The sequence below is a fragment of the Micromonospora sp. NPDC005206 genome, from assembly GCF_040608175.1.
Taxonomy (GTDB): Bacteria; Actinomycetota; Actinomycetes; order Mycobacteriales; family Micromonosporaceae; genus Micromonospora.
Genome location: NZ_JBEXHU010000001.1, coordinates 334,419 through 359,397 on the forward strand (window position 1 = coordinate 334,419; position 24,979 = coordinate 359,397).

The following is a 24,979-nucleotide window of genomic DNA, read 5'->3' on the forward strand; positions in this document are numbered from 1 at the left end:
TTTCGTGACCGCGCGGCGGCGCATCCGTTCGGCCGTCCGATTGCAGCCGGTTGTCGGGGTGTCGATCAGCCAGCCGAAACGGCCGAGCCCGCCGTCGACGCGGTCCGCCCCGGCCGGCGCCGAGCGGGTCCCACAAGGGGCGGCCGGGGAGGTGGACCTTCAGGCGGTGGACACCGGCACCGCGGCGGTCAGCGCCCAGTCGTGCCCGATGTCGGCGGCCGCGCGCAACAACCGCGGCAGGTGGTCGTCGACCAGCGTCTCCAACGACGTCTCCGCGGCGTGCACGGTGACGTTGATCGCGGCGATGACCCGACCGTCGCCGTCGCGGACCCCGGTGGCGACGGACCGGATCCCCGGAGCGAGATCCTGGTCGGCGAGCGCCCAACCCTTCGCACGCACCTCGCGCAGCACGGCGTCCAACTCACCGGGCGAGGGCTGCCAGCGGGGCGTGATCCCGGAGCGGGTCGGCTCGGCGAGCACGGCGGCCAGCGTCTCCGGCGGCAGCCCCGCGAGCAGCACCTTGCCCATCGACGTCGCGGGGGCCGGGAAGCGGGTGCCGATGGTCACGGCGAGCGTGACGATCTTCGGTACGGCGACGCGGGCGACGTAGACGATGTCGCTGCCGTCGAGCTGGGCCATCGAGGTGGACTCGTTCGTCTGCGCGACGAGCTTCTCCATGTGCGGGCGGGCGACGTCCCACATGTTCAGCGCGTTGACGTACGCCATCCCCAGTTCCAGGACGCGCGGGGTGAGGGCGTGGCCACGGCCGACCGCGCGGACGTAGCCCAGCGACTCGAGTGTGATGAGGATGCGCCGGACCGTGGGCCGGGCCAGGCCGGTGGCGGCGGCGATCTCACTGAGCGTCATCGACGGGCAGGCCGGACGGAAGGAGCGCAGGACGTCGAGACCCCGGGCGAGAGCCTCGATGAAGTCGGGCCCGGCGCCCCTTCCGGTGTCACTCATGTCCTAATGCTTCCACTGCGCCGAGCCGGCGTCCCACTCGGTGTACTGGTACGGGTTCTCCAGGATCGCGGTCTCCGGGACGTCCGGGTTCATGCCCCGCAGCCACGCCTCCTCCCCCATGGTCTCGCGGAGGTGGTCGATCGTGGCCGCCACCCTGGCCCGCGCGGCGGCGAGGTCGACGTCGACCAGCCGGGCGTCCCGCTTCACGACCCGGCCGCCCACCAGCACGGTGTGCACGTCGCCGCGCTGGGCCTGGAAGACGACGTGACCGTGCGGGTTGAGGATCGGGAACATCACCGGCGAGGCGTCGTTCTTGATCAGGACGATGTCGGCCTGCCGGCCGGGGGTGAGGGCGCCGATCGTGGAGTCCATGCCGAGGGCGCGGGCGCCGCCCCGGGTGGCCCACTCGACGACCTGCTCGGCCCGCAGGTGGCAGTGGGTGATGGTGTCCTGCTTGGCGTGCGCCTCCAGGTGCTCGCGGGAGCGGTCGGCGCCGAGCGTGGTCCGCATCGCCGAGAAGAGATCGCCGCTCCACCAGACGCTGGTGTCCATGGAAAGCGACACCGGGATGTCGTGGTGGCGCAGTTGCCAGGTGGGCGGGTAACCCTGCCCGGCGCTCTGCTCACTCTCGGTGGAGACGGAGACGGAGCCGCCGGTGGCGGCGATCCGGTTGTACGAGTCGTGGGTGAGCGTCGCCGCGTGCACGTAGACGGTCGAGGGGTTCATGAAGCCGTGCTCGTGCATCAGCCGGATGCCGTCGTCGTTGGTGGCGCCCCAGACGCCGGCGTGGGTGGTCACCGCGGCACCCAGTTCCCGGGCCACCTCGAAGGCGGCGCGCTCGGGGAAGGCGGGATCGCCGGTGACGTCGAACGCCATCTGGAAACCGGCCAGCTTGCCGCCGTCGATCCGGCGCCGGTGGAAGTCGCGGAACTCCGGCGAGGTGGCCCACTCCCACGGGCCCTGCTGGATGTTGCCGTAGGCGAGCACGAACCGTCCGTCGACCGCCTCGAGGGCGTCGACGGCCGCGTCGGCGTGATCAGGTGTCTGGAGGCCGTGCGACCAGTCGACGGTGGTGGTGACGCCCGCGTCGACCGCTTCGATCGCGGCGAGCAGGTTGCCCGCGTACACGTCCTCGGGCCGGAACAGCTTGCCGGATTCCAGGTAGTACCAGACGAAGTACTGCGTCAGGGTCCAGTCGGCGCCGTACCCGCGCATGGCGGTCTGCCACATGTGCCGGTGGGTGTCGACCATTCCCGGCATGAGGATGCCGCCGGCGGCGTCGATCTCCAGGGCGTCGTCGGGAGCGGTGAGGCCGACGCCCACCTCCGCGATCCGGTCGCCGATGACCAGCACGTCGGCGCCCGGCAGCACCGTGTGTGCGTCGTCCATGGTGAGAACCAGGCCGTTGCGGAAGACCACCGGCCGGGAGGTTGCGCTCATCGCCACCCATTCCTTTCCGGGTACGAGGGGTTCCGGACCGTTGTCCGCTGTGCGGCCAGCCCCGAGTGGCGCCAGTGTGGTCCCGGTCACGAAGTCGTGTCAAGGACCCGTTTCGGTACGATGAGCTGACCGTTGACAGCTCCCAGCCGGTGACGCAAGCTATTTCTGCGGACAGGTGTCCGCAGAACGGGCGGAAACATGGTGCAGCATTCGACGGGGCCACTAGCCGGCCTGCTCGTCGCGGACTTCTCCCGGATCCTCGCCGGGCCGTACGCCACGATGCTCCTGGCCGACCTGGGCGCCCAGGTGATCAAGGTGGAGAGCCCCGGTGGCGACGACACCCGCACCTGGATGCCACCCACCCGCGACGGCGTCTCGACGTACTACCTCGGCATCAACCGCAACAAGCGGTCGATCGCCCTCGACCTGAAGAAGCCGGACGACCTGGCGGCCGCGCAGGAACTCGCCCGCCGCGCCGACGTGATGATCGAGAATTTCCGGCCCGGCGGCCTGGCCCGCTTCGGCCTGGACTACGACACCGTCACCGCCGGCAACGAGAAGGTCGTGTACGCGAGCATCAGCGGTTTCGGCACCGGCGCCGGAGCGGACTTCCCCGGCTACGACCTGATGGTGCAGGCGATCTCGGGCCTGATGAGTCTCACCGGCGACCCGGACGGCCCGCCGTACCGGGCCGGCATCTCCGTGTTCGACGTGATGGCCGGGCTGCACGCGAGCATCGGCATCCTCGCCGCGCTGCACCACCGTGGCGCGACCGGCAAGGGGCAGCACGTCGAGGTCAACCTGCTCAGCTCCGCGCTGTCCGGCCTGGTCAACCACTCCAGCGGCTACGTCGCCGATGGCACCGTCCCGTTCCGGATGGGCAACGCGCACCCGAGCCTCTTCCCGTACGAGCCGTTGCCCACGGCGGACGGCGAGCTGATCGTCATCGCCGGCAACGACGGGCAGTTCCGCAAGCTCTGCCAGGTACTCGACCTGCCCGACCTGCCCGACGACCCGCGCTTCGGGCGCAACCAGGATCGCACCGCCAACCGCGAACAGCTGCGACCCCTGCTCGTCGAACGACTCGCCAAGCGGACCAAGGACGAGTGGTTCCGCGACCTGCTCGCCGCGGGCGTACCGTGCGCACCGATCAACACCATCGACGGCGGCGTGGCGCTCGCCCAGGAGCTGGGGCTCGACCCGGTGGTGGCCGTCGGCGACGTGCCGGGGGTCCGCAACCCCATCACCTTCTCCGACACCCCCGCCCGGTACGAGCTGCCGCCGCCCGGGCTCGACGAACACGGCGAGGAGATCCGCGCGTGGCTGAAGAGCTGAGCTTCCCGACCGGGATCGGCACGTCCGACCCGACCACCATCTCGCTGCTCGGGCAGGACCTGGCCGCCGACCTGATGGGCCAGGTCGGCTTCGGCGAGCTGGCGTACTGGCTGGTCGCCGGCCGCCGGCCCACCCGGGGCGAGGTGCGGGTCTTCGAGGCGGTACTGGTGGCGCTCGCCGACCACGGCTTCACCCCGACGGCGATCGCCGCCCGACTCACCTACCTGTCCGCCCCGGAGTCGCTTCAGGGCGCGCTCGCCGCCGGCCTGCTCGGTGGCGGCTCGCGCTTCCTCGGCGTCACCGAGGACTGTGGACGCTTCCTCGCCGACACGCTCGCGCAGGCAGGAGAGGTGACCGATTACGACGCCGTGGCGCTCGACGCCGTCACCCGTGCCCGGCAGGAGCGCCGGCTGGTCCCGGGGCTCGGGCACCCCGTGCACAAGGAGCAGGACCCGCGCACCCCCGTCCTGATCCGGATCGCCACCGAGGAGGGTCTGCACGGCCCGCACCTGCGACTGTTCGAGGCAATCGGACGGGTCCACCCGCAGGTGCTCGGCCGGACCCTGCCGCTCAACGGCGCCGGGGTCTGCGGCGCGGCGCTCGCCGACCTCGGGCTCCCCGTCGAGATGTTGCGCGGGTTCGCCCTGCTGGCCCGCGCGGCCGGGCTGCTCGGGCACCTCGCTGAGGAGCGGCGCCGACCGCTCGGCATGGACATCTACCGCACCGTCGACCGCAACGCCGTGTACGAACCCTGATCCCCCTTTTCAGCCCCCGAGAGGAGTGGGAATGGCCTCCATCGTCGCGGTCATCGCCTCCACCCATCACCCCTTCTACTACCGCGCCAGCACGGCCACGGGCGAGGATCGGCCACCGTTCGCCGACGAGTGGACCAGCAAGATCCTGGCCTTCCGGGAGACGCTGACCCGGGCCCGGCCCGACGTGCTGGTGATGGTCGGCTCCGACCACTTCCACCAGCTCTGGCTGGACAACATGCCGCAGTTCCTGGTCGGCAAGGCGCCCTTCTACGACGCCAACTGGTACAACGAGGAGCGTGAGTTCGGCCTGCCCCGCATGCTGCTGAAGGGTCAGGAGGACCTGTCCGCGCATGTGCTGCGGGCGGGGCTCGACGCCGGCTTCGACCTCGCGTTCAGCAACGAGCTGCGCATCGACCACAGCATCACCTGCCCGATCATCACGCTGCGGCCCGAGGCCGACCTGCCGATCGTGCCGATCTACACGAACATCTTCGCGCCGCCGCTGCCGCAGCCGAAGCGCTTCGTCCAGCTCGGCGAGGCGATCCGGGAGATCGTCGAGTCGTGGCCGTCGCACCTGCGGGTCGCCGTCATCGGCACCGGCCACCTCTCGCTCGAGCTCGGTGGGCCCCGGCAGTTCGGCCCGCACGGCCCGGACCCGGAGTTCGACCAGCGGGCCGTCGAGTGGATCGCCAACGGCGACCTGGACGGGTGCCTGCGCGAGGTCACGCTGGACAGCCTGCACTCACCGGGCAACGCCACCCACGGCTTCATGGACTTCATGCTCATGATGGGCGTGGCCGGTGCCGGCGTGAAGGCCGACTACGTCGACACCCTCGACCTGTTCCACACCATGGAGGCGTACTTCACCTGGTACCCGAACGGAGCGCCGGCGGCATGAGCAAGTACCTGCTGAACAAGTTCCTCTACACCGTCGACCGCGATCCGGAGCTGGTCGAGCGCTACCGGAGCGAGCCGCGCGAGCTGGTCGCCTGGTGGGAGGCTGAACGCGCCAACGCGGTGCTCAACTGCCACGGCGGGGAGGCGAGCACCTGGCTGCGCTTCGACGACGTCGAGCGCGAGGCGCTGGCCGCCCACGACCACGTGAAGCTGTTCGAGCTGGGCGCCCACCCGTTCCTGACGCTGACCCTCTTCATCGCCGTCTTCGAGCGGGACAACACCGAGCCGCTGGAGTACCAGAAGTCCTACGGCGCGCGGCTGGCTCACTTCGCGATGCCCTACCCGGACATCGCGACGTGATCCGCGCGGCCCAGCTCACCGCCTGCGGCACTCCGCCGACGGTCTCCGAGCGGCCGGCCCCCGTGCCGGCCGACGGCGAGGTGGTGGTCACCGTCGAGGCGGTGCCGATCACCCCGCTCGACGTGCTCTGCGCCACCGGCACCAGCTACTTCGGCACGCCGGCGACGCCGTACGTGCCGGGCGTGCAGGGTGTCGGCCGGCTCGCCGACGGCACCCCCGTCTGGTTCGGGACCTCGGCCGGCATGCGGCCCGGAGTCGACGGCAGCATGGCGACCACGGTCGCGGTGCCCACCGCCGACGTGGTGGCGCTGCCGCCCGACGTACCGCTGACCCTGCTCGCCGCCCTGGGCCTCTCCGCGGTCGCCGCGCACGCGGCCCTGACCCGCGCCGGCGGCCTGGTGGCCGGCGAGCAGGTCATCGTGCTCGGCGCCGGCGGCGTGGTCGGCCAGGCGGCCGTGCAGCTGGCCCTGCTCGGCGGGGCGCGGCGTGTGATCGCGGTGGCCCGCTCCGCTTCGGCGCGGGCCCGCGCCGAGGAGCTCGGGGCGGCGGCCGCCCTCCCGCTGCTGCCGGATGACGACGTCGCGTCGATGGCCGACCGACTGCGCGACGCCGCCAACGGTCCGATCGATCTCGTCCTCGATCCGGTCTTCGGCGTTCCGGCCGCGGCGGCGCTGCGGGTGCTGCGCCCGGGTGGCCGCCTGGTCAACCTGGGCAGCGCCGCGGGCGCCACCGCGCCGATCGAGTCCGCCGTGTTGCGCAGTGGCTCCTTGCGCATGATCGGCTACACCAACAACGGGTTGTCGACCGAGCAGCGGGCGGCGTCGCTGGCCGTGGTGGCCGGGCACGCGGCCGCCGGTCGGCTCACCGTCGACCATGAGATCGTGCCGTTCGCCTCGGTCGCGGACGCCTGGTCCCGGCAGGACAACGGCACCGCGGCCGGCCGCGTCGTCCTCGCGCTCTGACCAGGCCCGGCCCCAGCCAGGGATCGCGAAACCCTGGATAGACCGCACCTGGTTGGGGCTCGGCGCCGGTGCCACGGTCGGTGCATGACACCTTCCACCCACACCGTCACCGGCCACTGGATCGGTGGCGAGATCGTCGCCGGCTCGGCCGGCACCCTTCCCGTCGTGAACCCGGCGACCGGTGACATCGTCGCCGAGACGCCGGCCGGCACCGCCGCCGACGTCGACCGGGCCGTCGCCACCGCCCGGGCGGCCTTCCCCGCCTGGGCGGCGACCACCCCGCAGCACCGGGCGGATGTGCTGCGCCGCCTCGGCGCGGGCCTCGCCGCCCGGCAGGAGGAGATCGCCGGGGCGATCACCGCCGAGATGGGCTCCCCGATCGGCATGTCCCGGACCGCCCAGGTCGCCTTCCCCGCCGCCGTGATCGAATCGGTCGCCGGCCTCGCCGACGACTTCGCCTGGACCGAGGAGGTCGGCAACTCGCTGATCGTCCGCGAGCCGATCGGCGTGGTCGGCGCGATCACGCCGTGGAACTTCCCGCTGCAGCAGATCGTCTCCAAGCTGGCGCCGGCGCTGCTCGCGGGAAACACGATGGTGTTCAAGCCGTCCGAGAACGCCCCGCTGACCGCGCGGATCCTCGCCGAGGTCGCCGCCGAGGCCGGCGTACCGGCGGGCGTGTTCAACGTGGTGTACGGCACCGGCGCGGTCGTCGGCGAGGCCATCTCCGCCCACCCGGACATCGACATGATCTCCTTCACCGGCTCCACCCGGGCCGGGCAGCGAATCGGGGCGGTGGCCGCGGCGACCGTGAAGCGGGTCGCGCTGGAGTTGGGCGGCAAGGGCGCGAACATCATCCTCGACGACGCCGACCTGCCGAAGGCGGTCACCGCCGGGGTGATGATGTCCTTCGCCAACGGCGGCCAGGTCTGCGGCGCATGGCCGCGGATGCTGGTGCCCGCCTCCCGGCAGGACGAGGTCGTGTCGCTCGCCGTCGAGGCGGCGAAGCAGTTCACCGTCGGCGACCCCGCCGACGAGGCGACCCGGATCGGCCCGATGGCCTCGGAGGCCCACCGGCAGAAGGTCGTCGGGTACATCGAGCGGGGGGTCGCCGACGGCGCCCGGCTCGTGTTCGGTGGCCCAGGTCGGCCGGAGGGCCTGGCGAAGGGCGCCTACGTGCAGCCGACGATCTTCGCGGACGTCGACCCGAACTCCGCGATCGCCCAGGAGGAGATCTTCGGCCCGGTGCTGACGATCATCCCGTACGCCGACGAGGATGAGGCCGTAACCATCGCCAACGGCACGCTGTACGGCCTGACCAGCGGCGTCTTCGGCGAGCCGGAGCACGCCCTCGCGGTCGCGAAGCGGCTGCACGTGGGCCAGGTCGACGTGAACGGCGGTCACTGGAACCCGCTCGCCCCCTTCGGCGGCTACAAGCGGTCCGGCAACGGCCGCGAGTTCGGCCGCTTCGGCCTGGAGGAGTTCCTGGAGACCAAGTCCATCCAGCGCTGATCGCGCCCGGCGTCCCGGCCCGCGCCGTCGGGCCGGGGCTGTCCCGCGCCGTCGGGGCCGGGCCGCCCGGTCCCGCCCTCCGCGCGCTTTTTGCTCTGCTTCAACCGGCGCAACACCGGTTGTCCGGATAGCGGACGTCTGGTGTTGCGTGGGGTGAAGCACAGCAAAGGACTGATGCAAGGCCGCCGCCCCCGGCATCCTCGGGGCGCCGGAGCGGAACACCCCGCCCCGGTTCGCCTGTTGCAGTCACTGTGCCGGTCCCCCACCGGCACCCACCGATCGAGGAGCCACCGTGGACCGCGCCCAACTCGCCAGCTTCCTGCGTACCCGACGCGAGGCGCTCCAGCCCGAGGAGTTGGGGCTGCCCCGGGGCCGGCGCCGGCGGACCGGAGGGCTACGACGCGAGGAAGTCGCCGCACTGAGCGGAATGTCCACCGACTACTACAGCCGGCTGGAGCAGCAGCGGGGGCCACACCCCTCGGAGCAGATGCTCGCCGCCCTTGCCCGTGGCCTGCGACTCTCCCTGGCCGAGCGGGACCACCTGTTCCAGCTCGCCGGTCACGCCGTCCCGCACCGTACGGTCCGGGCCGACCACGTCAACCCGGGCATGATGCGGATCCTCGACCGGCTGCACGACACCCCCGCCCAGGTGGTGAACCACCTCGGCGAGACCCTGGCGCAGACCGTGCCGGCGATCGCGCTGCTCGGCGACGAGACCCGGCACACCGGGCTGGCGCGCAGCCTGCACCACCGCTGGTTCACCGACCCGCAGACCCGGCAGCTACACCCGGCGGAGGACCACCAGACGCAGAGCCGGCTCCTCGTGGCGCACCTGCACGCGGCGTACACCCGCGACGGCCGGGGCTCGCGGGCGGCGACGATCGTCGACTCCCTGCTGGCCACGAGCCCGGAGTTCGCCCAGCTGTGGCGGGAGCACCCGGTGCAGGCCGGCTACTGCCCTCCGAAGCGCTTCGTCCACCCGGAGGTGGGGCCGCTGGAGCTGCACTGCCAGACGCTGGTGGATCCCGACCAGTCCCAGACGCTGCTGGTCTTCACCGCCGTGCCCGGGTCGGAGAGCGACGAGAAGCTGCGGCTGCTCACCGTCATCGGCGCCCAGCTCGTCTGACCCCGGTCAGCTCCGCAGGAACGCGAGCAGATCCTTGTTGACCTGGTCCTGGATCGTCGCCGTCATGCCGTGCGGTGCGCCCGGGTAGTAGATCTCCTTGGCATTCGCGACGAGCTTCGCGGTCTTGTGCGCCGAGTCCTTCACGGGCACGATCTGGTCGTCCTCGCCGTGCATCACCAGCGTCGGGATGTCGAACTTCGCCAGGTCGTCCCGGAAGTCCGTCTCGGAGAACGCCTTGATGCTCTCGTAGGCGTTCCACATGCCGGACTGCATGCTCCACAGCCAGAACTGGTCGAGGATCCCCTTCGACACCTTCGCACCCGGCCGGTTGGCGCCGTAGAACATCTGCGCCAGGTCCTGGTAGAACTGCGACCGGTCGGCGAAGAGCTGGGCCCGCAGGTCGTCGAAGACGCTGATCGGCAGCCCCTCCGGGTTGTCCGCGCTCTGCACCATGATCGGCGGTACGGCGGACATGAGCACGGCCTTGGCGACCCGCTCCGTCCCGTGCCGGCCGATGTAGCGGGCCACCTCTCCCCCGCCGGTGGAATGACCGACCAGGGTGGCGTCCCGCAGGTCCAGTGCCTCGATGACGGCGGCCAGGTCGTCGGCGTACCCGTTCATGTCGTTGCCGCTGCGGGCCTGGCTCGACCGGCCGTGCCCGCGACGGTCGTGCGCGACCACCCGGAACCCGTTCTGGACGAGGAAGAGCATCTGCCCGTCCCAGGCGTCGGCGCTCAACGGCCAGCCGTGGGAGAAGGTGACGACAGGCCCCTCGCCCCAGTCCTTGTAGTAGAGCTTGGTGCCGTCCTTGGCCTTGACGTAGCTCATGCCGATGCCTCCTGGTCGCGGGTCGGGAATCGGACGGACGGGCCACGGCGGGCACCCCGTGCCGGCGCCGTACCTGCGGACACCATTGAACGGGTCCGGGACGGTCCTCCCCCGATGCTAGGTGCGGCCGGCGGGCGGGACGGCCGCTTCGCCCGAACGCGGTCCGTGCCAGCGCTGCGCGGCCGGGTAGCGGGCCGGGCTGACGCCCAGGTGACGCCGGAAGTGGCGGGTCAGATGAGCCTGGTCGAAGAACCCCGCCGCGGCGGCGACCTCGGCGGGACGCCGCCCCTCGAGGAGCAGGCGACGCGCGAGCTCGACCCGGCGACCGGTCAGGTACGAGTGCGGCGGCAGCCCGTGCACGTGGGTGAACGCCCGGACCAGATGGGTCGGGTGGGCGTGCAGCAGGGCGGCGGCCTCCCGCAGCGGGACGCCCTCGACGGTGCGGGCGTCCAGCAGCTCACGCAGTTGGACGGCGAGGCCGCGCGCGGCCGGCTGGACGCTGGCTCGGGCCGGCTGCCTGAGCTGCTGGCGGAGCCGGTCCAGGATGAGCGCGAGCTGGCTGTCGGCCTCGAACTCGTCGCCGGGTACGGCGAGCACCTGATGCAGGTGGTGGATCCGGTGCCGCAGTCGCGGATCGGCCAGGTTCGGCTGGTCGACCGCGCGGCCGACCAGCTCCGCACCGAGCGTCGAGGTGTCGAGATACAGGACCCGCTTGCGGAAGCCGTGCGGCGTGGCGGCGCGGCCGTCGTGCGGTACGTACGGCGGCAGCAGGGTGACGGACGTCCGCAGCGCGCCGTGCCGGTGCCGGTCGAGGTCGAACCGGACCGCGCCATCGTCGACGATCAGCAGCGTCCACGCGTCGTGGGTGTGCGGCGGGTACGCGTGATCCACGAAGTGGGCGTGGAAGACCTCGGCGACCCCGGCTACCGAGGGTCGCCACGCGCTGACGTGCGAGCCCGCTGGCCGGGTGACCACGCTAAGAACGTACAAGACCTGCCGGTACCGGTTCGGGCAGGTTCGACGCCATGTCCGAACCGATCCGCTTTCCCACCAAGATTGCCGTGCTGCTCCGCAACGACCTGGCGGGCTGGCAACAGCTGAACGTCACCGCCTTCCTGATCAGCGGCGTCGCGAACGCCGAGCCGGAGTTGCTCGGCGAGGAGTACCGCGACGCGGACGGCACCACGTACCTGCCGATGTTCCGCCAGCCGGTGCTGGTCTTCGCTGGCGACCGGGCCGTGCTGGCCGGCGCGCACTCGCGTGCGCTCAGCCGTGGGTTACGCCTCTCGATCTTCACGCAGGAGCTGTTCGCCACCGGTAACGACCGGGACAACCGGGCCGCCGTGCGGGCGGCGGGTCGGGAGAAGATCGACCTCGTGGGGTTGGCGCTGCACGCCCCGCGCAACGTGGTGGACAAGGTGCTCAAGGGTGCCACCATGCATCCCTGACCGGGTCGCCGCGGGTCGGCGCCGGGCTTCCGGCGCCGACCCGCGGCGGTGCTCAGCCATCGGCCCCCAGCGCCACCACCGGGCTGACCCGCGACGCCCGCCGGGCCGGCAGTACCCCGGCCAACGCGGTCAGGACGATCAGCGCCACGAAGAGCCCGACCAGCGGCAGCACCGGCACGGTCAGCGGCGCGTTGATTCCGAGGGTCTGGACCGCCAACCAGGCGTACGGGACGCCGAGCAGCAGACCGATGGTCGCACCGATCACCCCGTAGAGGCCGGACTCGACGGTCAGCATCGTGCGCAGGCCGGGCCGGGACAGGCCGATCGCCCGAAGCAACCCGGACTCGCGTACCCGCTCCACCACCGAGAGCGCGGTCGTGGAGCCGACGCCGACGACCGCGATCAGCACGGTCAGGCCGACCAGGCCGACCGCGATCCAGACCAGGGTGCTCACCACCTCGTCGTTGCGGTCCCGTTCGTCGGCGAGCACCGCGAGGCCCACCCCCTCGCTGCCCCCGATCGCCTGCCGCAGCGCCCGCACGCCGGCGGTGCGGCCGTCCTCGCCGGAGCCGGCCGCGTCGGCCAGCAGACCGGTGTACGCCGTCGGCACGCCGAGCCGGTCCAGGTCAGCCCGGTCGGTGAGGATGCCCGCGTGCAGCGGGCCGTCGCCGGGCAGGACCGCGGCCACCCGCACGTCGACCCTGCGCGCGGCGATGGCGAGCGTGACGGCGTCGCCGGCCCGAAGACCGGCGTTCCCGGCGACCCAGCTGTTCAGCACGATCCGGCCGGGGCCGCGGTCGGCCAGCGTGCCCTCCGCCACGTCCAGATCGCCGGTGCTCGGCAACACCGCCAGGTCCAGGTCGTTCGTCGGGTACCCGAACTCGGCGTCGCCGAGCCTGTCGGCACCGCGCATCAGCGTGACGTCGTCGATGCGCCGGTAGGGCACCACTCGGGACAGCGCGCCCCGCGCTGCCTCGGCCCGGGTCACGACAGCGGCCGGCAGTGTCCCACCGTTGCTGGTGACCTCGAAGTCGCTCGGTGCCGAGAGCGCCATCTCGCGCTCGGCGAGCACCTGCAGCGACGCGCCGCCGATGACCACCCCGGAGATCAGGGTCACGCCGAGCGCGACCACGACGGAGACCGCTGCCGCCCGGCGCGGCGCCCCGCCGATCCCGCCGACCGACATCCGCCCGAGCGACCCGAGCTGGCGCAGCGGCCAACCCACCACGGCCAGCACCGGACGCACCAGCAGCGGCCCGAGCGCGACCAACGCGAAGAACGCCAGCGCACCGGACCCGACCAGCAGGAGCAGCGGCTCCGTCGGGTCGTACGACCGCTGCTCCGGCTCCGGCAACTGGCTGATCGTCGCGACAGCGGCCAGGGCCGCGCCGGCGACCAGGAGCAACCCGAACACCAGGCGCAGTACGCCGATGCCGCGCCGACCGGCGGTGGTGCTCGCCGTGCGCAGTGCCTCCAGGGGGGAGACGCGGGCGGCCGAGAGTGCCGGCGCCAGAACGGCCAGCACGGTGATCACGACGGCGCCGATCACCACCGCGACCGCCGCCGCCAGTGGCAGGCCCGGCGACGAGACCGCGTGGCCGGTGGAGCGCAGGACCGCCGGCAGCGCGTACCCGAGGGCGAGGGCGCTGGCGACGCCGACGACGCCGGCGACGAACCCGGTCAGGGCTCCCTCGGCGGTCAACGCCCCGACCAGGGTGCCCCGGTTCGCGCCGACCGCGCGCAGCAGCGCCAGCTGCCGCATCCGCTGGGCGAAGACGATGCGGAAGGTCGAGGTGACCACCAGCGCGGCCGCGACGACCGCGATCGAGACGAACATGCCGACCAGGATGAAGAGCCTCCCGATCTCCTGGGCCGCCGCGTCGGCCTCCGCCTGGCGTACCTCCGCGCCGGAGCGGACCGGCTGGCCTGCCGCGACCACCTCGGTCACCCGTTGACGGACGGCCTCCGACTCGCCCGGGGCCGCCCGCACATCGACGCGCTCCACGGTCGTCAGGTGCGCCCAGGAGATCACGAGACGGTCCGGGGCGTACGCGTCGGAGCCGGCGTCGACTGCGGTTTCGACCACGCCGGTCACGGTGAGCCGGGTCGGCGTGGTGAGTTCACCGGCCGTGCCGTTGGTCGTGCTGCCGACCCGGAGCCCGAGCCGCTCGGCGGTACGCGGGGTGATCGCGATCTCGCCGGGGCCCTCGGGATAGCTGCCCTCGACCACCTGGACCGTGGCCAGCGGGCCGGTGCCGGGGTCGGCCTGCAGGTTGAGGTATCCCTCGCCGAGGGAGACCCCGATCGCCACCCGGCCCACCGCCTCGGCCACACCGGGCACGGCGCGAACGTGCTGCAGGTCCGTCACGGTGGGTGGCGGCTGCTCGGAGTCGCCGATCACCAGGTCGGTGGCGGCCGGGGTGCCGCTGAGGTTGTCCCGCACGGTCCGTTCGGTGATCTGCTGCACCAGCACGGTGCCGAAGACGACGAACGACGCGACCAGGATCGCCAGCCCGGTCAGGACCAGCCGGCCGGGGCGCCGGGCCGCGGCGCTCGTCTGGGTACGCAGCACCGTCGCCCTCACGCGCCGGCCGCCAGATCACGCAGCGCGTCGGTGACCGACATCTGGTCCGGCTTGTCGATCTCCCCGGCGACCCGGCCGTCGGCGAGCAGCACCACCCGGTCGGCGTACGCGGCGGCGATCGGGTCGTGGGTGACCATGACGACGGTCTGGCCGAGGTCGCGTACCGAGTCGCGCAGGATGGTGAGCACCTCCGCGCCGGAGCGGGAGTCGAGGTTGCCGGTCGGCTCGTCGGCGAAGACCACCTCGGGGCGCGCCACCAGCGCCCGGGCCAGCGCGACCCGCTGCTGCTGGCCGCCGGAGAGCTCGCTGGGGCGGTGCCGGAGCCGCTGGCCGAGCCCCAGCACGCCGACCAGGTGTGCGAAGAGTTCCGCGTCGGGCTGCCGGCCGGCGAGATCCAGCGGCAGGGTGATGTTCTGCGCGGCGGTGAGCTGCGGCAGCAGGTTGAAGGACTGGAAGACGAACCCGATCCGCTCGCGGCGTACCCGGGTCAGTGTCCGGTCCGACTGGCCCGTCAGCTCCGTCCCGCCGAGCAGGACCCGGCCCGAGGTGGCCGTGTCGAGGCCGGCCAGGCAGTGCATCAGGGTCGACTTGCCGGACCCGGACGAGCCCATGATCGCGGTGAACTCGGCCCGGCTGAAGCCGACCGAGACCCCGTCCAGGGCCCGGACCGCGGTGTCCCCGCTGCCGTACACCTTCACCAGGTCGACCGCGGCGACCGCGGCGTGGCTGGTCTCCGGCGGGGCATGCGTCGTCATTGTTCCTCCAGTGGCTGCGATGTGACGTGGGAAGCGTCGCCGCCGCCGGACGGTGGGCGCATCGGCCCGGGGTGAGGTATCGACCGCGCCGGGTCTGTCTTTCGGCTGATCTGGCAGCCCCACCTGGCTGGCTACGCTGGGTCACCATGAGCACGCCGGACCTTCGACGTCTGTCGGTACGCCTGGCCCAGGCTGCCGGCCTGTTGGCCATTGGCCTGCTCACTCTCTTCGACCTGCGGTTCAGCGCGTCCGGGAGCATGAGCACGGGCGCTGTCCTGCTCCTGCTGGTGCGGCTGGGGCTGGCGGTGGCGACGGTGCCCCTCTGGCTGCCGGTGCACCGTCCGAATTCCCGCCGACTGCCGCTGGCCGCGCTGGCGCTCGCCACCGCCTCACTTGCCGTGACCGCGGGGATCCGGGTCGTCGCCCATAACAGCTACGTGCTCGGCGGCAGCTGGGGGCTCGCCGAGTCGGCCGGGCTGCTCGGGGTCGTTTTCGTGGTGACCCGCTGGGGCGCGCCCCGGCTCGCCCCGTGGGCGGCGGTGGCCGCCGGACTGGCCGTCGCCGCGGTGCCGCTGCGCACCGGCACCGACAGCCTGCTCGTGATCTTCGGTCTGCTTCAGGTGCTCGCCGCGGCCGGCGCCGCCGGGGTGGGGCTCTACCTGCGGATCATCGCCGCCGGTCGGGAGCGGGCGATCGCGCTGGTCCGGGCCGAGCAGCGCGCCGAGTTCGCCCGTGACCTGCACGACTTCATCGCCCACCACGTGACCGGCATCGTGGTGCAGGCGCAGGGTGCCCGGTTCGTCGCCGAGCAGGACCCGCAGCGGGTGATCGTCGCCCTGGAGCAGATCGAGCGGGCCGGCGCGGAGACGATGGCGTCGATGCGGCGGATGGTGGGGATCCTGCGCAACCCGGACGCCCCGCCGGACGCCCCGCTGGCCCCGCTGGCCGGTGTGGCGGACCTGGCGCCGCTGCTGACGGGGTTCAACGGCACGGCGAGCGCACCGGCCCGGCTACACGTCGACGGCGACCTGGACGGGCTGCCGGTGGAGGTCTCGACCTCGGCGTACCGGATGGTGATGGAGGGGCTGACCAACACCCGTCAGCACGCGCCGGACGCCCGGTCCGTGGACGTGGCGGTGCGACGTACCCCCGACTGGTTGCTGGTCCGGGTGGCCGACGACGGCGCGTCGGCGCGCACCACGCCGACCCGGGGACACGGCTTCGGCCTGATCGGCCTCACCGAACGGGTACGCGCCCTCGGCGGCACGATCTCCGCCGGGCCTGGCGTCACCGGCGGCTGGGTGCTCGATGCGGCGTTCCCGCTGCGCACGGCGGTGAGCCGATGATCCGGGTGCTGATCGCCGACGACCAGGCGATGGTCCGCACCGGCTTCGGCATGATCATCGGGGCACAGCCGGACATGGAGGTGATCGGCGAGGCCGCCGACGGGGTCGTCGCCGTCGAGCTGGCCCGGCGACTCCGCCCGGACGTGGTGCTGCTGGACATCCGGATGCCCCGCCTCGACGGCCTCGAAGCACTGCGGCTGCTGGCCGGGCCGGGCGTCGCCGACCCGGTCCGGGTGGTCGTGGTGACGACCTTCGACCTGGACGAGTACGTGCACACTGCGCTCTCCAACGGCGCCTGCGGTTTCCTGCTCAAGGACTCCGGCCCGGCGCTGCTGGTGGAAGCGGTCCGCGCGGCCGTCTCCGGTGACGCGCTGATCAGCCCGTCGATCACGGTACGACTGCTGGAGCACCTCAGCTCACCCGCTCCGGCGCGCGACGACGCCGGCCTGTCCCCGCGGGAACTCGACGTCGTGAAGCTCGTCGCCCGGGGCCTGACCAATGCCGAGATCGCCACGCAGCTCTTCATCGCCGTCGGCACGGTCAAGACCCACCTGGCCAGCGTGCAGATGAAGCTCAAGGCCCGCAACCGGGTCGAGATCGCCGCCTGGGCCTGGGAACGCCGCCTGCTCGGCTGATCGGGTCTGGCGCGGGTGCCGACATCTTGCGACGCTAACGGTTGTGTATGACTACGACCTGGTGGTGCTGGGCTCCGGACCCAGCGGGCAGAAGGCCGCGATCGCCGCCGCCAAGCTCGGCAGGCGGGTCGGCATCGTGGACCGCCGCGACATGATCGGTGGGGTGTGCATCAATACCGGCACCGTCCCGTCCAAGACTCTGCGCGAGGCTGTGCTCTATCTGACCGGGCTCAGCCAGCGGGACCTCTACGGCAGCAGCTACCGGGTCAAGGAGGAGATCACGGTCAGCGACCTGGCCGCCCGGACCCAGCACGTGATCACCCGGCAGACCGACGTCATCCGCAACCAGCTCGCCCGCAACCGGGTCGCGATGATCACCGGCACCGGCAGGTTCGCGGACGCGCACTCGATCTGGGTCGACGGCGGCTCCGGCCGCGAGTCCAGGGTGACGTTCGACAAAATCATCATCGCGGCGGGCACCCGCCCGGCCCGCCCGGACAGCGTCGACTTCGACGACCGGACCATCGTGGACTCCGACGGCGTCATCAACCTCCAGGCCGTACCCCGCAGCATGGTCGTGGTCGGCGCCGGTGTCATCGGAATGGAGTACGCGTCCATGTTCGCCGCCCTCGGCACCAAGGTGACCGTGGTGGAACGCCGGGACCGGATGCTCGAATTCTGCGACGAGGAGATCGTCGAGTCGCTCAAGTACCACCTGCGCGACCTGTCCGTGGCGTTCCGCTTCGGCGAGGAGGTCGCCGCCGTCGAGAAACACCAGACTGCGGCGCTGTGCATCCTGAAGAGCGGCAAGAAGATCGTCGCGGACACGGTCATGTACTCGGCCGGCCGGCAGGGCCAGACCGACGACCTCGCTCTGGAGGCAGCCGGGCTGGAGGCGGACCGGCGCGGCCGGATCAAGGTGGACGCCAACTACCGCACCTCGGTGGAGAACATCTACGCGGTGGGTGACGTGATCGGCTTCCCGGCCCTCGCGTCCACGTCGATGGAGCAGGGCCGGCTGGCCGCGCAGCACGCCTGCGGCGAGCCGATCCGGGAGATGCACGGCCTCCAGCCGATCGGCATCTACACGATTCCGGAGATCAGCTTCGTGGGGCAGACCGAGGCGCAGCTGACCGACACGTCGACGCCGTTCGAGGTGGGCATCGCGCGCTACCGCGAGCTGGCTCGCGGCCAGATCGTGGGTGACTCGTACGGGATGCTGAAGCTGCTCGTCTCACCTGACGACGGCCGGCTGCTCGGCGTGCACGTGTTCGGGACGGCCGCCACCGAGATCGTCCACATCGGGCAGGCCGTGATCGGCTGCGGCGGCACGATCGACTACCTGGTCGACGCGGTGTTCAACTACCCGACGCTGGCCGAGGCGTACAAGGTGGCCGCCCTGGACGCGTCCAACAAGATCCGCAACATCACCCGCATCGACGGCTGAACCCCTCCAGGTCGGGAGAAGGCATGGATGCAAGCTCAATCATCGCGGCTTGCGCGACGACGATCGCTATCGCTTCCCTGGTGGTGTCGATCGGGGAGATGAGGGCGACGCGGCGACACAACTGGCAGTCCGTCCGACCTTTGTTGGGCTTCGATTGCCTACGACACGATGGACAAACGGCAGGCATCAAAATCACCAATGCCGGCCTCGGGCCAGCCATCATCAAGACCACCATGCTGTTCCTTGACGGCGAAGCCGTCGGCCCATGGGAGAAGCACGTCGTCGACCCCCTGCGCGGCACCTTCCCGCTCTGGCCGCACTTCGTGTCACTCCGTCCCGGCAGGCACATCCCGGTCGGTCACGAGATGATGATCTTTGCTCTTGAGGCGTATGGCCCCACGCGAGACGCCGATTTCTGGACGGCGGTGACGCAGCGAATCACAATTCGGGTGCAGTATGAGTCGCTCTACGGCACGGAACACGAATCCTGGTTCGAGGGGTCGTGGGCCCACGGCGCCACTGAGATCACGCACACCGCATCACGGTCGGGAACGCCGGGAGTCGAGCACGGCAACCCTGCGTAGCCCGGCCGTACGTCGGTAGCTGGCGTCGAGTAACTCGTCGACTTCGTCCCAGTCGGTGTCTCCGGTCAGGTCTACCCCGATCCACCCGTAGGGACCCAGGTAGGCCGGCACGAAGCAGCGCTCCTCGTCCAACAGCGCCACTCGCTCGTCGGGATCAACCAGCACGAGCAACGAATGTTCATGCTGCCGATGGACCCCGTCGACTTTCACCGATCCCCCGTAGTAGGCGAAGACCTTGGTGGTGAAGAAGGCGGGATGGCCGTGGGAGATCTTCTCGGCCGCGTCGGGGAAGGCCAGGGCGAGCGCCCGCAGCCGGCTCAGGAGTGGGTCTGCCTCGTCAAACATCATGGGGTGCGGCATATCGGAAGGTAAACACACGGTGGACCGCAGTGGTGTCCTGCTGCCAGGGCTGCCTTGAAGATGAGTTTCCGGGATGGTGTCGTATCGAGGCGCAGCCGTTCGTGGAACCAGTGGTGCGGCGGCCGGCTGGGCCGACGGACACGAGGAGTCGGGAAAGGCCCTCGTCCGGGGACTGAGAGGAGACGACCATGACGGAGTACCTGATCACCTTCAACGACGAGTGGGTGCCCGACCACACGGCGGAGGAGATACGCGAGAAGGGCACGGCCTCCCGGGCCGTGATTGAGGAAATGCAGGCCGAGGGTGTCCTGATCTTCAGCAACGGCGGGCTCGACCGGTCCACCGCGGTGTGCAGTGTCGAGCGGGTTGACGGCAAGCCCGTCTTCACCGACGGCCCGTACGTCGAGACCAAGGAGCACCTCGGCGGCTTCGCCGTCGTGGACGTGCCCGACGACGCGGCGGCGCGATACTGGGCCGGCCGGCTCGCGACCGTGCTCGACTGGCCGCAGGAGGTGCACCGGTTCCGAGGTCCCGGGGAGGCCCGGCGTGACGGCTCCGGGAAGGAGTGAACGCGGCGCCCAGGCACCTGCTGTCCGAGAAATCCGTCCGAGCGCTGCCGGAGCCGTGACCGATCCCACCGTCGAGCAGGCGATCACCCGTGTCCACCACGAGGAGTGGGCGCGGGTGGTCGCCGGCCTCGCGCGCCGTTTCGGCGACCTCGACGTCGCCGAGGAAGCGACGGCTGAGGCGTTCGTAGCGGCGGCGGAGCGGTGGCCGCGTGACGGTGTACCGCCCAGTCCCGGCGGTTGGCTCGCCACCACCGCGATCCGCAAGGCGATCGATCGGCTCCGTCGCGAATCGCAGCGCGACGCCAAGCACGAGGCGGCCCGGATCGTTTACGACGACACCCCTCATGAGCCCACCGGCCCGGTCGAGGACGACCGGCTCAGACTGGTCTTCACCTGCTGCCACCCTGCGCTCGCGTTGGAGGCCCGGGTGGCGCTCACCCTGCGCCTGCTCGGCGGCCTCACCGTCCCCGAGATCGCCCGCGCCTTTCTGGTTCAGGAGACCACGATGGCGCGACGGATCACCCGCGCCAAGGCAAAGATCAAGGCGGCACACATTCCCTACCGGGTGCCCAGGGACGACGACATCCGCGAGCGGCTCGCCGGTGTGCTCGCGGTCGTCTACCTCGTCTTCAACGAGGGCTATCTCGCCACCGAGGGGGAAGAGCCGGTGCGCGTCGACCTCACCGACGAGGCGATCCGCCTTGGCCGCCTGCTCCGAACTCTCCTGCCGGACGACGGCGAGGTAGCCGGCCTGCTTGCCCTGATGCTCCTCACCGACGCCCGGCGGCCGGCGCGCGTGTCCCGCACCGGGGAACTGGTGACCCTCGACGAGCAGGATCGCGGCGCATGGGACCGCACCCTCATCGCCGAGGGCAGAGCCTTGATCCGCGAGCGGGTCGAGGCTGTGGCGGCCGGCGGTGACCCACCCGGGCGCTACCAACTGCAGGCCGCGATCAACGTGGTCCACATGGATGTCCCATCCGCCCGAGACACCGACTGGTCCACCATCGTCGCCCTCTACGGCCGCATGATGCTGCTCGACCCCTCGCCGATCGTGCGGCTCAACCGGGCGGTCGCGGTCGCCGAGGTCGACGGACCCGAGGTCGGGCTCGCCGAGATCGACCGTCTCGCCGAGATCCTCGACGGCTATCACGCCTTCCACGCCGCGCGCGCCGACCTGCTGCGGCGACTCGGGCGCGGCGGCGAGTCGCGGGCGGCGTACGACCGGGCCATCGGTCTCGCCGGCAACCCCGCCGAGCGGGCCTACCTCACCCGCCGCCGCGACCAACTCGCCAGCTGACCGACACGTGGAGCCAGCCCGTTCCAGCACCGGTTCGCGGGATGAGCGTGCGTCGTTGGTAGGGTCGCCGCGGCAGGAAGGTGGGCGTTGGGTGGGCCATTGGCGGCGGTTCGAGCGGGTCCAAGGCGGCGCCTGTGAGTTCTGGCAGATTCGTCAGGAAGGCATCCGCTGCTTCATAAGTTGGGGCCGTGACGGTAGCCGTCGTGGCGGGTCGACGACCGTGGCATTGCTGGATGAGCGTCACGCGAAGTCGCACGTCGAGAAGAAGATCAGGGGGCAGCTTCGCAAGGGCTTCCTCGAGGTAGCCGGCCTACCCGCACCGATCGGCGACCCGGACGCGCTCGTGGTAGGGACTATCGCCGACGCGGTAGCAAAGCGGGCTTACGGGCTTCCGCGACCGCAGTATCGGCCCGTGGAGGAATTCCGTGACGTGGTTTGCCACGCACAGATCTATCCGAAGTCTCCAGGTAAAGGGTTCTACCGCTACCTGATCTTGCGTGACCAGGGCCGCAGTGCTCTCGCGTTCAACGTCCACGAATCGTCGCATCGACCGGAGTCCGTCGCGGAGTTCCTGGAGACGGTCGTCACCGTTCGCGACCTTCCCTTCGATGGGCAATCGCACCACAAGATCGCCCTGTCGCGCCCGGCAGGGCCGTTCAGCCACGCGCTGCTGTGCTCGCCCGCGCTGGGCCAAGCCGCCGTCGCTCACCCGACGATCGCAGCCAAGGTGGCCACCGTCTTTCCGATCTACGACTGCGAGATCGGCGACGCCGATGCGGAGGCCTTCGTCGACGCCCGGATCCACGGGCACGGGGCGCTGCCCTACAGCGACTGGGCGCGTCGACCGCATCCGGTCGTCGACCTGCGCTTCGACATCCAAGGCCCCTACCCCGAGCGCGATCGCGCGTTCAAGGTGTACCCACGCCCCCGCCTGGACACCCTGCTGCCCAAGCTCGCGGCAGCCGCATCTGACAGCTGGCTGGAACTCCGGTCCTTCCGCGGCGAGGTCCGTCGGCTGACCCCAACCAATCTCGCTGCCCTCGGCGACCTGCACCAATTCCTGCTCGACTCCCACCCTGCGGTATAGCTGCTCGGCGGGATAAGCAACGCACTCATCTCGTCATATTGGTACGCCGCGGCTCGGAGACCAGCACCCTCGCGCGGTCCGGGTGCCCCGGTCTAACCCGGTCGTGGATCTCCATGCCGGCTGTTAGCGTCGCGGCATGTTCGCCACCGACCGGGTCCGACTGCGCCCGCCCACGCCCGACGACGCGCCGAACATGTTCCGCCTGTACGGTGATCCCGAGTTGCACCTGATCACAGACGGCGAGCCGTTCCTGCCGCGCCACGTCGGCCAGGTCCGGGCCCGGCTGGAGAAGCAGGTCACCGAGCCGCCCGACGGCCAGACCACGGTGTCGCTGCTGGCCGAAACCGTGGCCGACGGCACTTTCCTCGGTGGCAGCGTGCTGTGGGGGATCAACGCGTTCAATCAGTACGCCCACCTCGGCATCTCGCTGCTACCTGAGGCGCGTGGCCAGGGGTACGGGACCGAGGTGATCCGGCTGCTCTGCCGGTACGGCTTCCGCAACCGCAACCTACGCCGTCTGGAATTGGAGACGCTGGCCAGCAACACGGCCATGCGGCGGACCGCGGAGACGTGCGGCTTCACGCACGAAGGCACCCAGCGGGAGCGCGAGTACGACGGCGACGGCTTCGTAGACATGGTGATCTACGGTCTACTCCGACGCGACTGGACGCCGTAGCCGGCCGGTGCGGCGGCGTCCGGTCGTGATCGGACGGCTCAGGCGTCCGAGGCACGTCGGGACTGCCGTCCACCCGGGAGCGATTCGCATCTTCCTCGGGGCCCTGGCTACACCACATAGAGCACATTGCGCTCATCGACGCGCTCATGCGTCGGGCGCCACCACACGTCCATCCGCGGCGAGGCGACGTCCACCCGTTGCCGTGCCATGCGCACGGTCGCCGGTATGAGCTGTCACGCTGTACTGAGCGACCAGCGCCCGCCGTCGTCAGCGTCGAGGATGACGAAGCCGCGGCATGACAGTCCGTTTGCGCCGCGACCGAAGCCACTTCCGCATTGGGGCAATCCCGCTGGCTCGGGGAGTGGCGGGCGCGAAGGGGCTGTCAGACATAAGGTCGGCCCGACACGGCGACCTTCGCCAGACCAGGACGGGGCAGGACATGGACCAAGGCACCCGCGACGAGGTGCTCGGCCGCCTGGCTGAGGCAGTCGGGTCCGTCACAGCCGCACACCCGACGCGGGTTGCCATCGACGGACCGCCCGCCGCAGGCAAGACCACCCTCGCCGACGAGCTGGCCGTCGTCTTGCGCACACAGGGCCACGACGTCATCCGCGCGACGATCGACGATTTCCTCTTCCCCCGGACACAGCGCTATCCGCGCGGTGAGTACTCGGCCGAAGGCTGCTACTTCGACGCCCACGACTACGAGGCGCTGAACCGGGTTCTGCTCGATCCGCTCGGCCCGGGCGGAGATCGGCGTTTCCAATCCGCGGTCTACAACCACACGGCGGATACCGCGTTGTCCCCGCCGGTCACGACTGCGCCCGCCGACGCCGTGCTGGTCTTCGACGGCGTCTTCCTCATGCGCCCGGAACTGATTGATCGGTGGGACCTGCGCATCTTCGTGTCGACCGCGCTCGAGAAGACCGTGGATCGTGCCGTGACCCGAGAGCGCCGGGTGTCATCTCGGGCCGACGTCGAACGGCGCTGGCGCGAGCGATACATCCCCTCCCAACAGCTCTACTACGCTACGGTCCGCCCAACCGATCACGTCGACGTCATCGTGCACAACGACGAGCCCCAGCAGCCGGCCTGGGAAACCCGAACACACTGACCGCGCTCAGTTCGGCACGACCGGGTGCGGGCTTGGTGCAGTTATGGCGACGGCTGCGTAGCGTATGGTCTGCGGCCAATGTGGGTGCCGACCCTGACAGCTGCGAACTCGGTGGCGTGAACACTGGGCCAGGCGTGAGGATGCCTCCATGGCCTACAAAGCCGAATCACCGTGGGCGCGGGCTGGCACGTGCCGTTGCCTCCGTCGCAGCCGCGGACGGTTTGGCGAACCATCTGCTGCCGCAGTGGCGGGCTCGACCGGAACCGTCGCGCCGAGTGGCGCGGGCGCTGGGATTCCGCCAGCGCGTGCCCTCTGGCTGGAGCGAGCTTGTCCTATCCCTGTGCTCTAATCCCGTCATGCATGTCGTCGTCTGCGGCGCACTCGTGGAGAACGGCGCGGTCCTGCTGGTACACCGCAGCCCGACCCGCCGGGCATACCCGGATCTCTGGGATCTGCCCGGGGGGCACGTCGAAGCGGGTGAGTCGGAACTACAGGCCCTCGCGCGTGAGATGCACGAGGAGCTAGGGGTTCACATTGTGGCGGAGTCCTCGTCACGGTTGGGCGACCTGCATGCCGGCAGTGGCGAGGACGCCGTCCACGTGGGCGTCTGGCAAATCAGAGACTGGGTCGGCTCTCCCACCAACCGTGCACCTGAGGAGCATGACGACATCGCATGGGTCGGGATCGGCGAGCTGGGCGGCCTTCCCCTCGTGTTTGGCGCCCTGCCGGCATTGCTTCGTTCCCTGCCTGAGCCTGACCGGCTGCCTCGTCGCGACGAAGCACGGACAACCGCATCGCCGAGCGGCCCGTAGATCCATCGCTGCTCGGCACTTCCGTCCGGTTGAATCCCCTGCATCCGGTCATCGACAGATCCGGTTGTCGGCGCTAGCCCGCTTCGG

The 24,979-nt window shown here is 71.0% G+C and carries 25 protein-coding genes and 1 pseudogene; 19 read left to right on the forward strand and 7 right to left on the reverse strand.

Going from position 1 to position 24,979, the window contains the following annotated elements; genetic code table 11:
- Positions 1-159: 159 nt before the first annotated feature.
- Entirely contained in the window at positions 160-963 is an 804-nt protein-coding gene (locus ABZU69_RS01580; protein WP_354962470.1) for an IclR family transcriptional regulator C-terminal domain-containing protein, read from the reverse strand.
- Between the two features lie 3 nt (positions 964-966).
- A complete protein-coding gene (locus ABZU69_RS01585; protein WP_354962471.1) occupies positions 967-2,403 on the reverse strand; it encodes an amidohydrolase family protein in 1,437 nt (478 codons plus the stop codon).
- Positions 2,404-2,601: 198 nt separating this feature from the next.
- Between ABZU69_RS01585 and ABZU69_RS01590 the strand changes: the two genes are divergently transcribed.
- From ABZU69_RS01590 to ABZU69_RS01620, 7 genes are all read left to right on the forward strand, one after another.
- A complete protein-coding gene (locus tag ABZU69_RS01590) occupies positions 2,602-3,738 on the forward strand; it encodes a CoA transferase (protein WP_354962472.1) in 1,137 nt (378 codons plus the stop codon).
- Entirely contained in the window at positions 3,723-4,493 is a 771-nt protein-coding gene (locus ABZU69_RS01595; protein WP_354962473.1) for a citryl-CoA lyase, read from the forward strand. The genes ABZU69_RS01590 and ABZU69_RS01595 overlap by 16 nt, the downstream gene beginning before the upstream one ends.
- 31 nt (positions 4,494-4,524) lie before the next feature.
- Entirely contained in the window at positions 4,525-5,391 is an 867-nt protein-coding gene (locus tag ABZU69_RS01600; RefSeq protein ID WP_354962474.1) for an extradiol ring-cleavage dioxygenase, read from the forward strand.
- Positions 5,388-5,750, forward strand: a complete 363-nt coding sequence (locus ABZU69_RS01605) for a hypothetical protein (RefSeq protein WP_354962475.1) — start codon at positions 5,388-5,390, stop codon at positions 5,748-5,750. The genes ABZU69_RS01600 and ABZU69_RS01605 overlap by 4 nt, the downstream gene beginning before the upstream one ends.
- Positions 5,747-6,712 (forward strand): zinc-binding dehydrogenase, encoded by a 966-nt coding sequence (locus tag ABZU69_RS01610; protein WP_354962476.1) that lies wholly within the window; start codon positions 5,747-5,749, stop codon positions 6,710-6,712. Before ABZU69_RS01605 ends, ABZU69_RS01610 begins: the two co-directional genes overlap by 4 nt.
- 84 nt (positions 6,713-6,796) lie before the next feature.
- The gene (locus ABZU69_RS01615) at positions 6,797-8,221 is read left to right on the forward strand and encodes an aldehyde dehydrogenase family protein (protein ID WP_354962477.1); all 1,425 of its coding nucleotides are present in this window, start codon (positions 6,797-6,799) and stop codon (positions 8,219-8,221) included.
- Positions 8,222-8,513: 292 nt separating this feature from the next.
- Complete coding sequence (locus ABZU69_RS01620) at positions 8,514-9,347, forward strand: helix-turn-helix transcriptional regulator (protein ID WP_354962478.1); 834 nt, start codon at positions 8,514-8,516, stop codon at positions 9,345-9,347.
- Between the two features lie 6 nt (positions 9,348-9,353).
- Here the strand turns inward: ABZU69_RS01620 and ABZU69_RS01625 are convergent, their stop codons facing one another.
- Entirely contained in the window at positions 9,354-10,175 is an 822-nt protein-coding gene (locus ABZU69_RS01625; protein WP_354962479.1) for an alpha/beta hydrolase, read from the reverse strand.
- Positions 10,176-10,292: 117 nt separating this feature from the next.
- Positions 10,293-11,150 carry an AraC family transcriptional regulator gene (locus ABZU69_RS01630; RefSeq protein WP_354962480.1) on the reverse strand — a complete coding sequence of 286 codons (858 nt, stop codon included), beginning with the start codon at positions 11,148-11,150 and terminating at the stop codon, positions 10,293-10,295.
- 50 nt (positions 11,151-11,200) lie between these two features.
- On the opposite strand from ABZU69_RS01630, the gene ABZU69_RS01635 reads away from it, so the two are divergent.
- Entirely contained in the window at positions 11,201-11,623 is a 423-nt protein-coding gene (locus tag ABZU69_RS01635) for a DUF2000 domain-containing protein (protein WP_354962481.1), read from the forward strand.
- A gap of 52 nt (positions 11,624-11,675) precedes the next feature.
- On the opposite strand, the gene ABZU69_RS01640 is transcribed toward ABZU69_RS01635, so the two are convergent.
- Together ABZU69_RS01640 and ABZU69_RS01645 are read right to left on the reverse strand one after the other, a co-directional pair.
- Positions 11,676-14,195, reverse strand: coding sequence for an FtsX-like permease family protein (locus ABZU69_RS01640; protein ID WP_354962482.1), 2,520 nt, complete (start codon positions 14,193-14,195; stop codon positions 11,676-11,678).
- 8 nt (positions 14,196-14,203) lie between these two features.
- Positions 14,204-14,962, reverse strand: a complete 759-nt coding sequence (locus ABZU69_RS01645; RefSeq protein WP_354962483.1) for an ABC transporter ATP-binding protein — start codon at positions 14,960-14,962, stop codon at positions 14,204-14,206.
- Positions 14,963-15,108: 146 nt separating this feature from the next.
- Here ABZU69_RS01645 and ABZU69_RS01650 point away from each other — a divergent pair, with 146 nt between their 5' ends.
- Genes ABZU69_RS01650 through ABZU69_RS01665 form a run of 4 tightly spaced genes read left to right on the forward strand, consistent with a single transcriptional unit; the run spans position 15,109 to position 18,974 of the window.
- A complete protein-coding gene (locus tag ABZU69_RS01650) occupies positions 15,109-16,308 on the forward strand; it encodes a histidine kinase (RefSeq protein ID WP_354962484.1) in 1,200 nt (399 codons plus the stop codon).
- A complete protein-coding gene (locus ABZU69_RS01655; protein ID WP_354962485.1) occupies positions 16,305-16,943 on the forward strand; it encodes a response regulator transcription factor in 639 nt (212 codons plus the stop codon). The genes ABZU69_RS01650 and ABZU69_RS01655 overlap by 4 nt, the downstream gene beginning before the upstream one ends.
- A 43-nt stretch (positions 16,944-16,986) precedes the next feature.
- Entirely contained in the window at positions 16,987-18,390 is a 1,404-nt protein-coding gene (gene sthA, locus ABZU69_RS01660; RefSeq protein ID WP_354962486.1) for a Si-specific NAD(P)(+) transhydrogenase, read from the forward strand.
- Positions 18,391-18,413: 23 nt separating this feature from the next.
- Complete coding sequence (locus ABZU69_RS01665; RefSeq protein ID WP_354962487.1) at positions 18,414-18,974, forward strand: hypothetical protein; 561 nt, start codon at positions 18,414-18,416, stop codon at positions 18,972-18,974.
- Here ABZU69_RS01665 and ABZU69_RS01670 read toward each other — a convergent pair.
- Positions 18,930-19,322, reverse strand: coding sequence for an MmcQ/YjbR family DNA-binding protein (locus tag ABZU69_RS01670; RefSeq protein WP_354962488.1), 393 nt, complete (start codon positions 19,320-19,322; stop codon positions 18,930-18,932). The two genes, ABZU69_RS01665 and ABZU69_RS01670, sit on opposite strands and share 45 nt — an antisense overlap.
- Positions 19,323-19,522: 200 nt before the next feature.
- Here ABZU69_RS01670 and ABZU69_RS01675 point away from each other — a divergent pair, with 200 nt between their 5' ends.
- The 7 genes and pseudogenes from ABZU69_RS01675 to ABZU69_RS01705 all read left to right on the forward strand — a co-directional run bounded on the left by ABZU69_RS01675 (position 19,523) and on the right by ABZU69_RS01705 (position 24,892).
- Positions 19,523-19,903 carry a YciI family protein gene (locus ABZU69_RS01675; RefSeq protein WP_354962489.1) on the forward strand — a complete coding sequence of 127 codons (381 nt, stop codon included), beginning with the start codon at positions 19,523-19,525 and terminating at the stop codon, positions 19,901-19,903.
- Between the two features lie 55 nt (positions 19,904-19,958).
- A complete protein-coding gene (locus ABZU69_RS01680; protein WP_354962490.1) occupies positions 19,959-21,203 on the forward strand; it encodes a DUF6596 domain-containing protein in 1,245 nt (414 codons plus the stop codon).
- Between the two features lie 91 nt (positions 21,204-21,294).
- On the forward strand, positions 21,295-22,290 hold the full coding sequence (locus ABZU69_RS01685) for a WGR domain-containing protein (protein WP_354962491.1): 996 nt from the start codon (positions 21,295-21,297) through the stop codon (positions 22,288-22,290).
- A 136-nt stretch (positions 22,291-22,426) separates the two neighbouring features.
- Positions 22,427-22,966 carry a GNAT family protein gene (locus ABZU69_RS01690; RefSeq protein ID WP_354962492.1) on the forward strand — a complete coding sequence of 180 codons (540 nt, stop codon included), beginning with the start codon at positions 22,427-22,429 and terminating at the stop codon, positions 22,964-22,966.
- 439 nt (positions 22,967-23,405) lie between these two features.
- Positions 23,406-24,080, forward strand: coding sequence for a uridylate kinase (locus ABZU69_RS01695; protein WP_354962493.1), 675 nt, complete (start codon positions 23,406-23,408; stop codon positions 24,078-24,080).
- Positions 24,081-24,220: 140 nt separating this feature from the next.
- A pseudogene (locus ABZU69_RS01700) lies at positions 24,221-24,373 on the forward strand (GNAT family N-acetyltransferase); the annotation flags it as partial.
- 63 nt (positions 24,374-24,436) lie between these two features.
- Positions 24,437-24,892: an NUDIX domain-containing protein gene (locus tag ABZU69_RS01705; protein ID WP_354962592.1), complete on the forward strand. Its 456-nt coding sequence runs from the start codon at positions 24,437-24,439 to the stop codon at positions 24,890-24,892.
- Positions 24,893-24,979: the final 87 nt, after the last annotated feature.

Excerpts from the sequence above, each read along its gene's own strand:
- ABZU69_RS01650 (WP_354962484.1), top strand. The coding sequence starts at position 15,109 with ATGAGCACGCCGGACCTTCGACGTCTGTCGGTACGCCTGGCCCAGGCT.
- ABZU69_RS01605 (WP_354962475.1), top strand. The coding sequence starts at position 5,388 with ATGAGCAAGTACCTGCTGAACAAGTTCCTCTACACCGTCGACCGCGAT.
- ABZU69_RS01695 (WP_354962493.1), top strand. The coding sequence starts at position 23,406 with ATGGACCAAGGCACCCGCGACGAGGTGCTCGGCCGCCTGGCTGAGGCA.
- ABZU69_RS01670 (WP_354962488.1), bottom strand. The coding sequence starts at position 19,322 with ATGATGTTTGACGAGGCAGACCCACTCCTGAGCCGGCTGCGGGCGCTC.
- ABZU69_RS01635 (WP_354962481.1), top strand. The coding sequence starts at position 11,201 with ATGTCCGAACCGATCCGCTTTCCCACCAAGATTGCCGTGCTGCTCCGC.
- ABZU69_RS01705 (WP_354962592.1), top strand. The coding sequence starts at position 24,437 with ATGCATGTCGTCGTCTGCGGCGCACTCGTGGAGAACGGCGCGGTCCTG.
- ABZU69_RS01590 (WP_354962472.1), top strand. The coding sequence starts at position 2,602 with ATGGTGCAGCATTCGACGGGGCCACTAGCCGGCCTGCTCGTCGCGGAC.
- ABZU69_RS01690 (WP_354962492.1), top strand. The coding sequence starts at position 22,427 with ATGTTCGCCACCGACCGGGTCCGACTGCGCCCGCCCACGCCCGACGAC.
- ABZU69_RS01600 (WP_354962474.1), top strand. The coding sequence starts at position 4,525 with ATGGCCTCCATCGTCGCGGTCATCGCCTCCACCCATCACCCCTTCTAC.
- ABZU69_RS01625 (WP_354962479.1), bottom strand. The coding sequence starts at position 10,175 with ATGAGCTACGTCAAGGCCAAGGACGGCACCAAGCTCTACTACAAGGAC.
- ABZU69_RS01580 (WP_354962470.1), bottom strand. The coding sequence starts at position 963 with ATGAGTGACACCGGAAGGGGCGCCGGGCCCGACTTCATCGAGGCTCTC.
- ABZU69_RS01655 (WP_354962485.1), top strand. The coding sequence starts at position 16,305 with ATGATCCGGGTGCTGATCGCCGACGACCAGGCGATGGTCCGCACCGGC.
- ABZU69_RS01615 (WP_354962477.1), top strand. The coding sequence starts at position 6,797 with ATGACACCTTCCACCCACACCGTCACCGGCCACTGGATCGGTGGCGAG.
- ABZU69_RS01665 (WP_354962487.1), top strand. The coding sequence starts at position 18,414 with ATGGATGCAAGCTCAATCATCGCGGCTTGCGCGACGACGATCGCTATC.
- ABZU69_RS01645 (WP_354962483.1), bottom strand. The coding sequence starts at position 14,962 with ATGACGACGCATGCCCCGCCGGAGACCAGCCACGCCGCGGTCGCCGCG.
- ABZU69_RS01585 (WP_354962471.1), bottom strand. The coding sequence starts at position 2,403 with ATGAGCGCAACCTCCCGGCCGGTGGTCTTCCGCAACGGCCTGGTTCTC.
- ABZU69_RS01675 (WP_354962489.1), top strand. The coding sequence starts at position 19,523 with ATGACGGAGTACCTGATCACCTTCAACGACGAGTGGGTGCCCGACCAC.